Source organism: Polyangium jinanense, from assembly GCF_028435265.1.
GTDB classification, from domain to species: Bacteria; Myxococcota_A; Polyangia; order Polyangiales; family Polyangiaceae; genus Polyangium; species Polyangium jinanense.
The window spans coordinates 1-12,473 of the sequence record NZ_JAGTJK010000064.1; the positions used below are offsets into that span (position 1 = coordinate 1).

The following is a 12,473-nucleotide window of genomic DNA, read 5'->3' on the forward strand; positions in this document are numbered from 1 at the left end:
AAGACCAGGAACAGCGTTGCCAGTCGAAACGACAGCGCGTCTGTCTTGGTTTGGCAGGGTCGTAGCTGGTCTTGCCTCGGCCTGTTCGATGAACTGCGCATCGCGCAGTTCATCGACCCCGGGTCCAGCGCTTGCGCTGGTCCAGGTCCAGGGGCGGACAGCCCCTGGTGGGGCCTGGGGCAACGCCCCAGCTCAGCGCTTCCCAGATGAGTCAGAGCCCGTCTGGCGCGATCGCGTCCCAGCCGGTTGCTTTGGCGAGCCGGCTCATCGCGAGATCGAGCTCCATCGTCGCGTTCATCAGGCTGAAGCGGTTCGTCGCGAACGCTTTCGCCGGGTCGAGGACGTCTTTCTCCTCGCGTGTTCCCACGTCGATCCCCTGCTGCACCGTGACCAGCCACTTCCGGGCGTACGACACGGCCTTTGCGTACGCGTCCACGCGCTTCTGCCAGTCGATCACCTCGGCGTAGGCTGTCTCCACCTCAACCCCTGCGCCGCCGAGCGCGTATTTTTCCGTCGCGCGCATTTCTTCGAGTTGCGCCTCGGCGAACTGGATGCGGGACGATTGCGGCAGGAAATCGAGCTTCCACTGGAACACGACGGCTGCGCCGTACCAGAAGAAGTTCGCTGTATCCCCGCCGAACGGGTTGATCTGGTTCGCCACCTCGGGCGCCCGCGCATAGCCCGCGTTGAGACCGAGCCCGATATCGGGGAACAGCTGCGCCCGCGCGACCTCGACCTGCGCGCGCCGCGCCTGCACCCCGGCCCGCGCCATCGCCAGCTCCGGCCGATGCAGCCGCGCTGCCGTCAGGTACCGCGACACGTGCCCGAGCTTGTGCTTCGGCGGCTTGAGCGGCGCGTCGGGGATGTCGAGATCTGCGATCCCCGTGAAGAACCGGAGACCTGCGAGCGCCACCGTCATGTATCGCGCGGACTCGGCCTCGCGCACTTCGAGCTCGGCCGTGTACGTCTGCAGCTTGAAGAGCTCGATCGGATCGCCCTCGTCCTCCTCGATCGACTTCTTCACGTTGCCGATGGCCTTGTCGATCGCGCTGCGCACGTCCTTGAGGAGCAGCGCGCCGTCGCGCGCGAGCTGCAGGCCGAAATAGGCGCGGCGCACGTCGAGGCGCACGGCGTCGCGCTCCTTCTCGACGTTTGCCTTGTTCACCTCGACGTTCGCCTCGGCTGCGTCCCACAGGTTCGTGATCTTGCCGAAGGTCCAGAGCGGCACGACCCCGTCGACGCTGGCCCTCCAGGCGAGCCCGAGACTGCTCGTCAGCGACACGTCCGTGTTCGGGCTGAACACGTTGTTGCCGAGCACGGTCGGCGCTAGACCGACGCCGCCGCTCATGCGGAATTGACTGAACGGCGCGCGGTGGGCCTCGTCGAGCTGCGCGCGCACCTGCGCGAGACGCGCCCGGGCCGCGAGCACGTTCGGATGGTTTCGCTCGGCGATCTCCAGGATCTGCCGCAGGTCGTAGACGACCTTTTCTCTGGCCTCCGCGGGCGCCGGCAAGGCGGCGACGCCCAGGGAAAGGGCCGCCCCGAGAAGCCATCGCCGGATCGACCGCTGCGCCATGTCCGCGCTCTTTTTCACAGGGGCTCGCTCGCTGCAACCGTGTTCGCGGACATCACACGTCGTCATCCTCGCCCACGCCGTCGTCCGAGGCCGTGCGGACCTTTTTCATGAGTCGCCGGAAATTCGAGCGATCCATCCCCGCTTGCCGCGCCGCCTCGCTCACGTTGTTGCCCGTTCGCTTGAGCAGCCGCTCCACGTAGGCGCGCTCGAACGCGAACGCCGCCTTCTCCTTTGCCTGCGTGAACGGCAGCTCCGACAGCGTATCGCCCCAGAACGCCCGCGTATCCCCCGCCGCCCCGTCCTCCTCCACGTGCGCCTCGTCTCGCCCGAACGGCAGATCCGTCGGCAGGATCGAGTCCCCGCGCGCCATCACCACCGCGTGCTCGATCGCGTTCTCGAGCTGCCGCACGTTCCCCGGCCAGGGCTGCTCGCGCAGGAGCCTGAGCGCCTCGACACCGATCCGCTTGATGTCGCGCCCGCTCCGCCGCGCGTACTTGTGCAAGAAGTGGTACGCGAGCAGCGGGATGTCCTCTTTTCGCTGCCGGAGCGGCGGCAAATGCACGGGGATCACGGCGAGCCGATAATAAAGGTCCTCCCGGAAACGCCCCGACGCGATCCGCTCCTTCAGGTCCACGTTCGTCGCGGCGATCACGCGCACGTCGACCGTCTTCGGCTGCGTCGCGCCCACGCGCTTGATCTCGCCCTCGGCGAGCGCGCGGAGCAGCTTCGCCTGCGCGCTCAGCGGCAGATCGCCGATCTCGTCGAGGAACACGGTCCCCTTGTCGGCGAGCTCGAAGAGCCCCGGCCGATCCTGCGCGCCGGTGAATGCGCCGCGCACGCTGCCGAAGAGCTCGGTCTCCACGAGCGTCTCGGGGATCGCGCCGCAGTTGATCGCGCGGAGCGGCCTGTCGCTCCGCAGGCTGTGCTGGTGGATCGCGCGCGCGACGAGCTCCTTGCCCGTCCCGTTCTCCCCGAGGATCAGCACCGTCGACGTGGTCGGCGCTGCGCCGAGCGCGATCCGGTAGACCTCCTGCATCCGCGACGAGCGGCCGATCAGCTCGCCGAACCGCTCGTGCTCCACGAGGCGTTGCTCGAGCACGCGCGTTCGATCGACGAGCCGCTTGTGCTCCGCGGCCTGCATGAGCGCGAGCGCCACGGTCTCCGTGGGGCCGAACGGCTTCGTCAGGAAGTTGTAGGCGCCTTGCCGCACGGCCGCGACGGCCGTGTCGATGTCGCCGAACGCCGTCATCATGACGACCTCGACCTCGGGGTGCTGCTCCTTGATCCGCGCGAGCACCTCCATGCCGCTCGGACCGGGCATCATCACGTCGAGCAGCACCACGTCGACCGCGCGCGCCGTCGAGAGCAGCGTGAGTGCGGCGGCGCCGTCCTCGGCCGTCATCACGTCGAAGCCCTCGGCGAGGAGCACGCGCGCCAGGCTGCGACGCAGCGCCGGCTCGTCGTCGACCACCATCACGTGCGCCTTCGGCGCCTTGGTCGCCCCTTGCGTCGTCTCGCTCGGCACGTCGCTGCCATGGTCGCGCTCGAATCCTCCGCGTGCAAGTCAACGCGGCACGGGCCGCGTCGGCAGCGGGGGAACGAGGTCGACCGAAACCCAGATGTCCGTGCCTTTTCGCCCCGCGCGACGGCTCCCGCCGACCTCGACTGCCACGCACCCGTCCGGATGCCGATACGCGAGCGCGCCGCCCATGCCCACGAGGGCCCTCGTCCACACGTCGGCGTCGGCGCGGATGTTCCCGGTGACGCCGCCGAAGAGCGGCCTCGCATAACCCAGGCCCAGAAGAAGCCCGCGCTCCGCCACGATCCCGATCGTGTCGCCGAGCAGGAGCCCGCCGCCGAGCGAACGCGCGAGCGCGCCCGTTCCCGCCGCGCGCCCGTACACGTCGAGCAGGACCGTGGTCTTGTCCTCCAGGCCCACGCGTAGCTCCGCGAGCGCAGAAATTCCATCCCCCGCTTCGTCCGGGAGCTCCACGCTCCCCTTGCTCGCGATCGCCTCGACCCGCGCGCTCACGGCCCCGTACGTGCCCTCCGCGCTCGCCCACCCGACCGCGCTCGTGCCCGTGTTCGTCGCGACGAACCCGCCCTTGACCTCGGCCTCGAGCGAGCTGCCGAATGCGCTCCCGATCGAGCTCGACACGGAGAGCGCCGCGAGCCCGAGCACGGGCCCGAGATCCGGCCGTATCGCCTGGAAAAACGTTCCCGCGCCCTGCGCGACCGCGCCACGCGCTTCGAGCCGCGGCGTGATGCGGTGCACGAGCGGGGCCGCGTCCTTCGCTTCGCCGAACGACCGTTCCAGGGTGACGGACGCCTCGCCCCGCGCCTCGGCCACGGCGTCCCAGGCCATCGGCGCGCCCTCGGGCCCCGCGAGCCGCGCCCGCGTCCCGAGCCGCGCCCGCGTGAAGAGCGGCCCGAGCCGCGGCGCGACCTCGATCCCCGCCTCGGCGCGCGCATACGGCGCATTCGTTTGCCCTGAAAGCATCGCCAGCGCCGTGTTCGCCTCCCAGCTCCCGCGTCGCCCCACTGCGCCCGAGGCCCCGGCGAACGCCGTTGGACCCCAAACGATCGGCCCTTCCCCACGCCGCGCCCTCGCCGTGAGCCCGGTCCCGAGGATCGCGCCCACGCCTCGACCCGGTGAGACTTGCATCGTCACGCTGGCCGCGCCCACGTCGAACGGCTGCGCCGCCGCCGTGAGCGAGGGCGTCGCCACGAGCCCCCGCGCACCCCGGATTGCATCCAGATCCCAGGCGATCCGCACGTCCGGCCGCGCGTCCGTCCGGACGAACCCGTGTGTATCCGCGACGAACCGATCCTGCCGGAGCCGATCCCACGTGAACCGCCCCGTCATCGTGGGCCCCTCGATCCGCGCGCCGAGCTCCACGCCTCCCTGCACGTATCCCGACGCGTAGAGCTCGACCGCGCGCAACTTCCCGTCCGCGCCGCGCCAGGGAAACCGTGCGCCTGCGCCGAGGAGCGCGCCGTCGTCGCCGCGCATCGCGAACCGCGGCGGCAAGAGCCCCACGCGATCCGCGGGCCGCACGAGGAGCCACGGCAGAATGAACACCGGGATGGGCCCGAAGTAGAGCCGCGGCCATCGGAGCTCGAGGTCCCCCTGCCCCGTCGCCCGCGCCCCCGAGATCTCCAGCGAAACGGGCGGATCCTTGCAAGGGCAGTGCAAGATCTTCGCCGTCCCGCGCATCTCGACCGCGCTCGGGCCGAGCGTGATCGCGAGCTTGCGGCTCGTGAGCCGGAAGCGGTCGTACGTCACGACCACGCCGCCTTCGAGCTCGACCTCGCCACGCTCGGGATCCGCGCGCGCCTCGTCGGCGCGGAACTGCACCTCGCGCTGCACGCCGGGTTTGTCCTGCCCGCGCGAAGGCGTCCCCGAAATCCATGCGGCGAACCCGAGCGCCGCGGCGACCACGCGTCGGTTCAGCGCGTCGCCCCTTCGGCGGGAGCTTGCTTCGACGTAGCGGACGCCGGGAAATCGACCTGCAGCGTCACGCCGCCTTCCGTCTCGACGAGCTTGTAACTCGGCGTGCTCGGCTGCTTCAGCTCGACCACGAGATCCACGTCGCCGTCGTCGAGCTCGACGAGCAGCACGCGACCGACGGGCGTCTGGAAAAACATCGTCTCGAGCGGCAGGCGGTTCGTCCGCGTGGGCACCACGACGCCCTTCAAGCGGTACGCGATCCGCCCTTCGGCCTTGTGCTCGGTCACGTCGACCTTCTCGCTGACCTCGATCCACACGCGGCTCACGCCGCTCGCGAGAATTTGAAAGCTCGGCGAGCTCGCGACGGGCGCCTTCGGATCACGCTTCTTCGCCTTCTTCGCCTTCCGGGCCTTCTTCACGGGCGCCCTGGGCGCGGCGGGCGCGGACGCGCCTGCGGGGGGCGGCGTCTTCGAGGTCGACTCCTCGGCCGAGGCGAACGAGCCGATCAAAAGCCCGGCAAGCGCGAGCGGGAGCGAGCGGCGCATCCCACGATTGGAACACGGTCCTGCCGAGGGAGCTAGTTTCACGTCAGACCGGCGGAAGAACGAAACCGGGCAAAAGGCTCTGCGCCGCGCGCGCAAAATCCCCGGGATCGGTATGGATGGCGACGAGTGCGTCCGTGTTCGAGCCGTGTTTCGCCATGGCCACGTTGAACCGCACGGCGCCCGAGTCGACGAGCACGAAGACGCGCCGGAGCCGCGCGCGGGCCGCGGAAAACCATGCGCTCCAGCTGTCGCGTACGATCTCGGCCGGCGCGGAGGCGCCACGCGTGTCGACGAAGAGCGTGATCGGCGCGCCGGACGCAGGCATCCGCGCGAAGATCTCGTCGAAGGGCATGCCGCCGAGCTGACCTCGATCGACGCCGCGGATCGTCGTGTAGAGGGCGCCGTCCCCGGGGCTCGAAAGGCCGAACGTGAGGCCCAGGCTCGAAAGCGCGAGGGCGCCGTCCGCGGCGCGGGTGCGCTGGATCGGCGCCGCCGGCTCCGTGAAACGCGAAGGAGCAGGGCGCTGGGCGCCGGGGGCCGCGGACGCGAGCAGGACGTCGAAACGCGCCGGGTCGTTGTGGATGCGGATCAGGTCCCCGGCGCCGGAGTAATGGCGGCTCCAGGCGACCGTGAGCTCCAGGTAGCGGGAGCTCACAAGGATGTCGACGCGCTCGAGGACCGAGCGGCGGCGTGCGAACCAGCTCGTCCAGCGGTCGGCCACGGCGTTCGCGACGCTCGTGGCCGCGCTCGGGTCCACGAAGAGCAGGAGGGGCGCGCCGAAGCGCTGGATCTCGGCGTCAACCTCGGCCGTCGGTGCGTCCCCGAGCTCGTCGACGTCGCGGCCGGTGATGGTGACGAGCGTGGCCCTCGGCCTCGGGCGCGTGAACAGATACGCGCAGGAACTGCCGCGCAAGCGCACCGTCCCGTCGGTCAACGTCTCTCGCTGCACGGGGGTCATTTTCATTGGTGCACCAACGATGTTGGCTCGCCTTCCGAGCGCCTCGACTTTTCGCGCCGGGGCGATACCGGCTTCGGCCTCCGCGCGGGGCGCGGGCCTGGCCCCCTCGGGGCGGCGCGGACCGCGTCCGGATCGAAACTTTACGCTTGAGGGAAAGGCCTCTTGTTTGGTCCAATGCGCGCCGGAAGCAAGGAGCCGAGGGGCGATGACGATGCGACGAGGGCGATGGTGGGCAGCTGGCCTGCTCGTGACGGGCGTCTGGACCAGCACGCCGGCCGCGTGGGCGCAGGGCGCTCCGGGCAAGCCGGCGACGCCAGACAAAGGCGCCGCGGCGCCCGCGACGCCGACGCCGACGCCGGCTCCGTCGCCGGCGGACGCCGACAAGGAGTCGACGCGCCTGTTCGAGGACGCGAAGAAGGCGCACAAGGCCTTCCAGTGGGACAAGGCGCGGGACGCGGCGCTCGCCGCGTTCAAGCTGAAGCCCGATCCGGCCTACGGCCTGATCCTCGGCCAGTCGGAGCTGCAGACGGGCAAGCCGCGTGACGCGGCCGAGCACCTCGAGCTCTACGTGCGCGAGGCGAAGTCGGCGACGGCGATCGAGAAGCAGGCGGCGCAGAAGCTGCTCGACGAGGCGAAGCTCAAGCTCGGGACGCTCTACATCAAGGTGAACGTCGAGGGCGCGGACGTGGTCGTCGACGGGCGCGCCGCGGGCCGCACGCCGCTCGCGGCGCCGATCTTCGTCGATCCGGGCAGCCACGAGATCGAGGTGAAGAAGTTCGGCTTCGACCCGGGCAAGGAACTGCTCGCGGTGGCGCCGGCGACCGAGAGCGAGATGGAGTTCGCGCTGGCGCCGCTGCCCACGGAGCCCGAGAAGGCGGAGCCGGAGAAGCCCAAGGAGGAGCCGAAGCCGCCGCCGTTGCCCTCGCCGAAGTGGCGCACGTACGGGATGATCGGCGGCGCAGGGCTCACGGTGCTCGGGCTCGGGCTCGGCGTGGGCCTGACGGTGATGGCGAACGGCAAGAGCGACGAGGCGGATCAGCAGCTCGATGTCCTGCGGCGAACGACGCCGACGACCTCGGGTCTGTGCGGCGCGGGCGGGTTTGCGCCGAACGCGGGGGCGTGCGCGAAGCTCAAGGACACGTTGTCGTCGCAGGACGCGGCGGCGAACGGGGCGATGGCGGGGTACATCATTGGCGGCGTGGCGGCGATCGGCACGCTGGGCTTGTTTTTGCTGCCGCGCACGCCGTTCGGCCGGAAGCTCATGGGCGTGAACGTCGTCCCGGTTTTTGGCGCGGGCCAGACGGGCGGCATGGTGGTCGGCTCGTTCTGAGGGACTGGAGAACCGGGACATGCGGCGAACGAATCGCGCGACGTGGATCTTGCTCTTGCCGATGGCGATGATCGGCCTTTTGCAGGGCCCTGGCTGCTCGAACGAGGCGGAGGACATCGAACGCAACGGCGAGAGCACGGCGCTGAAGGGCGAATGCAAGCTCGCGGCGGACGACGGCGACCCGTGCACGGTGGAGGGCTGCGAAGGCCAGCCAAACGCGCATGTGAAGGTGGCGGGTCTGCCGTGCGGCGTGAACAACGCGCTGAAATGCAACGCGAACGGCCAATGCACCGGCTGCACGAGCCCGGAGCAATGCGGGGAACCGTCGGACTGCGCGCCGTTCGCGTGCAACAGCGGCGTCTGCACCCTGACCTTCGCGCCGTCCGGCACGCCGGTACCCGCTCAGGTCCCGGGGGATTGCAAGCAGATCCAGTGCGACGGGAACGGCGAGGAGACGACGGCGAACGACGATAGCGACGTGCCGTCGACGCAGTGTCAGCTTTCGTCGTGCGTGGGCGGGACGCCGATGAGCATGCCTGCCGCGCAGGGGACGCCTTGCAGCGTGGGGGGTGGGAAGAGCTGCGACGGCGAGGGGAATTGCGTCGAGTGTAATACGGATGCGGATTGTGGGGTCGCCGGGGTCTATTGCGATACGAAGTCCAATACATGCTTCAGTTGCATGGATGGGATCAAGAACGGGGACGAGGGTGATATCGATTGCGGGGGCGATCGATGCGCCAAATGCACGCAGGGCAAAACTTGCAATATCGCAGGAGACTGCACGACTGCCAATTGTGCAGATGGGGTATGCTGCAGTTCTCCTTGCAGTGGTCCCTGTCTTGCGTGTGATCTGCCTGACTTTATTGGCGAGTGCAACCCCATCGACAAATATGGCGAGGACCCCTCCTACGGGAACGGGATGTCCTGTTTGAACGCTGATGGTCTGGCTTGCAGCGCAGCGGCGAGTTGCTTGCAGGCACTCAATACCAGCTGCACCGGTAACGGTGATTGCGCAAGTCTCCGCTGCGCCGATCCTGACGGTAACGGCCAAAAGACCTGCGTGAAGGCCCCCGGCGATTCGTGCAATCAGCCTGGTGAATGCTTCAATAATACATGCACGAACGGCGTATGCGCTCCTTGAGAGCGTGAGCCCTTGCCCTGAAGGGTGCCCCGATGCGCTCCATCCGGATCCCGCTGGCCATTCTTCTCGCCGGCATGATCGTCGGATGCGGCCTCGCCCTTGGCATCGACGAGTACGAGAAGGTATGCGAGGACGCAAACTGCCGGGCCTGCGTCGTGCCTTCCGACTGCGGTGAATCACCGCTTTGCTTCTTCTGGACCTGTGAGGCGAACGTCTGCACGCAGCGCCCCTCTGCAGGGCACGCAGTGTGTCCCCTTGGCGTCTGCGACGGCGACGGCCAGTGTGTAGGTTGCATCAGCGTCGACGACTGTGGAACCTCCACGGCATGCGAGAAGTGGACGTGTGCCGCAAGGATATGCACGCGCACCCTCGCTGCGGCAGGAACATCGGTAACCCCTCAGCCCGAAGGGGACTGTAAGCAGGCGCAATGTGATGGGAAGGGCGGGGAAGTCTCTGTCGTCGAGGCGCAGGGCACTCCTTGCACCATGAACAGCGGTAAGCTCTGCGACGCGGAAGGGGCATGCGTCCAGTGCCTGACGCATGCCGATTGCGGTCCGAGCGGCAGCTTCTGCGATCCCGATACAAAGAGCTGCTTTCGCTGCAGCGACGGCAAGAAGAATGGCGACGAAACGGATGTCGACTGCGGCGGTAACTTTTGTCCCAGGTGTGCGCAGGGCCAATACTGCGCCGGTCCAAGCGACTGCCTAACCGGCTACTGCGCGGAGGGGGTCTGCTGCTCGAATGCGTGCGACGCCCCTTGTAAAAGCTGCAATCGGCCCGGAACGCTTGGCCTTTGTGAATGGACACCTAAATACGAAGAGGATCCCTCCTTCGGCAACGGGGAATCTTGCCTGCACGCCGACAACCTTGCGTGCAACGGAGGCGGAGGCTGCGAGAGCATGCTGGGCCTTCCGTGCTCCGTCAACGGCAACTGCGCAAGCAATCAATGTGCAGATCCGGATGGCGATGGTCAGAAAACCTGCGTCAAGGGGCCGGGCGACCCGTGTACCCAGCTCATCGAGTGTTACAACAAGAAATGCGAGAGCGGCCTCTGCGCCCCCTGATCACTCCGGATTACACGCCCCCTCGCAGAACGGCTTGATCACCCCCGTCCGGAAAAACGCATCGCTCTGCGAATAAGCCGCATCGAGCGCCCTCACCTTCCCGTGCGGATCATCCTCCCCCTTCGGCGGCGTATTCGTCTTCGGCGCCTCTGGCAAACCGAAATCGTACTCCACGATCGCCGCCCCTGACAGCGGCGCCGGCGCCTCGTCCACACCCCAGATCGTTCGATTCACCGGGGCCAGGTTCTTCGCGCCCACCGTCCGCGCCAGGATGTGCGCTCCGAGCGGCGACACCTGGTAGTCCCCGATCGCCACGTGAATCAAAAGATCATGCGCCGGCGTCCCCGGCAGCATGTTCTCCCGGATGTACGGCGCGTATCCATTCGGCTCCGTTCGATCCCACAACATCTGCATCAGCCCTTCCACGAGCTGAATGTTCCGGCCCGTCCCGTAAGCGCCCTTCAGGAACAGGAAAAACGGCGCGAAATCGGTGCTCCGATCCAGCAGCATCGTGTAGGGCATGCCCGGCACGCTCACGAGCCCACGCATCACGTCCGTCGAGAGCGCCATGTACGTCGTCCCGAAGATCCCGCCCTGGCTATCGCCGCGGTAAAATCGCTGCGCCGGGTCGATCACGCTCTCGCCGTTCACCTGCAAGAGCGGCTCGTTCACGAAGCGGCCCGACATCATTCGCATCGCCAAAAGGCTGTTCAGAATGCCCTGGTGCTGCCGGTCCACGCTCTTCCGGAACGCCCCCGCGTCCGTCACCAGCGCGTCCGTGATGCTCGGGACGTCCTCGCTGGCCATGCCCACGAGATCCACCGAGAAGGCCACGTATCCGTGCCGATTCGCGAGCTCCCCGAGGTATCCGTCGCCCCCCTCGAACTTCGAGCCGAGCAGCCCGTGGCCATTCTGGATGAGCGCGAGCTTCTGCCCCTGCTTCGCCGCGTGCGGCACGTGCACCACGAACTCGTATTCGGCGAAGCCGTTCTGCTTCGGCAAACCATCGTCCCCCCGCACGAGCGACGCCCCCGGCCCCGGCGCGTCCAGGTACAGCGGCACCTTCATCATCCCGACGAGCCGCCTCCAGATCCGCGGGTTTTCCTCCTCCGTGAACTCCTCCGTGCTCGTCAGCGTGTACTCCGGCCCCTCCGCGCCCACCTTCATGAGCGCGTCGTCCCGCATCGCCACGAGCCCCGCCGTGTTGTTTTCGCGGCTCGCCGTGGTGAAATCCCACGCAATCTGAAGATCCTTCCGCGGGATCCCCGCTTTCTCCAGCCGCGCGAAGATATCGCCGTAAAGCTCGCGCCGCCTCTCGACCGAAGGCTCACACGACCCCGTCCCGTCCCGGAGCGCCTGAAACGCCGGGGACGGCGCAATGGTTTTGCCGCCCGCGTCCACCACGTTCCGGATCGCCACGATGTACCGCCGCGCGTCCGCGAGACGCACGACCGGCCGCACGAGCAGCGCACGCTCCTCGTCCGCCTCCGTCACGAGGCTTTGATCGAGCTCCGAGAAATGAGGCACCCGCTCGCCCGTCTCCGCATCCAGAATCACGGTTGGCGACGTGTCCGACAGCGAGAGCTCGATCGAATCCTGCGTCGGCAATCCCGTGATCGTCGCACCCGGCAGGTGCGTCAACGCCGGCTGCCCCGGGGAAAACCCATCACTCGGCGCCCACCATTCCGGATCCAGCGGCCCGTGGCCCGCCGCGACCGGGAGTGTCGTCGCGCCGAACGCCACGCGTTTCCCCGTCGGCCTGCTCGTATCGTCCTCGAGCCACACGTTCGAGGGGAACGGATAGCCGCATTGCGTCGGGACCAGCGGATCACAATCGGCCCCGAGCAGCTTCGGTGCGCCTGCGGGCGGCGAGATCGTCGGACAATCAAGCGGCTCCTCGGCGTTCGAGGAACATGCGACCGAACCGAGCCCGAGGCCCACGACGATCGCGGCCCGGACGAGGAGGAAGAGCGAGCGCTTCATCAGCCCTACTCTATCAGGAAATCAGGGCGTCCCGGCATTTCCTCGCCGCCCGCCCCACGGAGGACCGTGCTTTCCGTGCGCTCTTCCTGTAGAATTGTCGTCGTATGAAGGAAAAGGAGCCGCCCGTACCCAAGGAGCGCGCCGAGACCACGCGGCAGGCGCTGCTCGAAGCATTGCGGTCCGGTCGATCCACGGCGCGCGCGCTCGCCATCTCGCTCGGGCTCCGCGAGAAGGACGTACTCGCCCACCTCGAACACGTCGCCCGCTCGCTCGCCGGGCAAGGCAGCGCCCTCGGCGTGAGCCCCGCGACCTGCCTCGGCTGTGGATACGTCTTCGAGGATCGCCGCGCCTTCGGCCGCCCGAGCCGCTGCCCGCGTTGCAAAGGCGAGCGGATCGAAGCGCCGAAATTCTTCGTCGAGCCCTGA

General features: G+C 68.3%; 10 protein-coding genes. 4 read left to right on the forward strand and 6 right to left on the reverse strand.

Going from position 1 to position 12,473, the window contains the following annotated elements:
- Positions 1-211 precede the first annotated feature (211 nt).
- From KEG38_RS48145 to KEG38_RS48165, 5 genes are read right to left on the reverse strand one after another with little or no spacing between them, the layout of a single operon-like run.
- Positions 212-1,576 carry a TolC family protein gene (locus KEG38_RS48145; protein ID WP_272427698.1) on the reverse strand — a complete coding sequence of 455 codons (1,365 nt, stop codon included), beginning with the start codon at positions 1,574-1,576 and terminating at the stop codon, positions 212-214.
- Positions 1,577-1,628: 52 nt separating this feature from the next.
- On the reverse strand, positions 1,629-3,101 hold the full coding sequence (locus tag KEG38_RS48150) for a sigma-54-dependent transcriptional regulator (protein WP_272427699.1): 1,473 nt from the start codon (positions 3,099-3,101) through the stop codon (positions 1,629-1,631).
- A 39-nt stretch (positions 3,102-3,140) separates the two neighbouring features.
- On the reverse strand, positions 3,141-5,018 hold the full coding sequence (locus KEG38_RS48155) for a hypothetical protein (RefSeq protein WP_272427700.1): 1,878 nt from the start codon (positions 5,016-5,018) through the stop codon (positions 3,141-3,143).
- Positions 5,019-5,026: 8 nt separating this feature from the next.
- On the reverse strand, positions 5,027-5,572 hold the full coding sequence (locus tag KEG38_RS48160) for a hypothetical protein (protein ID WP_272427701.1): 546 nt from the start codon (positions 5,570-5,572) through the stop codon (positions 5,027-5,029).
- 43 nt (positions 5,573-5,615) lie between these two features.
- On the reverse strand, positions 5,616-6,536 hold the full coding sequence (locus KEG38_RS48165; protein ID WP_272427702.1) for a hypothetical protein: 921 nt from the start codon (positions 6,534-6,536) through the stop codon (positions 5,616-5,618).
- Between the two features lie 199 nt (positions 6,537-6,735).
- Here KEG38_RS48165 and KEG38_RS48170 point away from each other — a divergent pair, with 199 nt between their 5' ends.
- From KEG38_RS48170 to KEG38_RS48180, 3 genes are all read left to right on the forward strand, one after another.
- Positions 6,736-7,860 (forward strand): PEGA domain-containing protein, encoded by a 1,125-nt coding sequence (locus tag KEG38_RS48170; protein WP_272427703.1) that lies wholly within the window; start codon positions 6,736-6,738, stop codon positions 7,858-7,860.
- 19 nt (positions 7,861-7,879) lie between these two features.
- Positions 7,880-9,001 (forward strand): hypothetical protein, encoded by a 1,122-nt coding sequence (locus KEG38_RS48175; protein WP_272427704.1) that lies wholly within the window; start codon positions 7,880-7,882, stop codon positions 8,999-9,001.
- An 899-nt stretch (positions 9,002-9,900) separates the two neighbouring features.
- Positions 9,901-10,065: a hypothetical protein gene (locus KEG38_RS48180; protein ID WP_272427705.1), complete on the forward strand. Its 165-nt coding sequence runs from the start codon at positions 9,901-9,903 to the stop codon at positions 10,063-10,065.
- On the opposite strand, the gene KEG38_RS48185 is transcribed toward KEG38_RS48180, so the two are convergent.
- Positions 10,066-12,048 carry a hypothetical protein gene (locus KEG38_RS48185; RefSeq protein ID WP_272427706.1) on the reverse strand — a complete coding sequence of 661 codons (1,983 nt, stop codon included), beginning with the start codon at positions 12,046-12,048 and terminating at the stop codon, positions 10,066-10,068.
- A 104-nt stretch (positions 12,049-12,152) separates the two neighbouring features.
- Between KEG38_RS48185 and KEG38_RS48190 the strand changes: the two genes are divergently transcribed.
- Positions 12,153-12,473 carry a transcriptional regulator gene (locus KEG38_RS48190; protein ID WP_272427707.1) on the forward strand — a complete coding sequence of 107 codons (321 nt, stop codon included), beginning with the start codon at positions 12,153-12,155 and terminating at the stop codon, positions 12,471-12,473.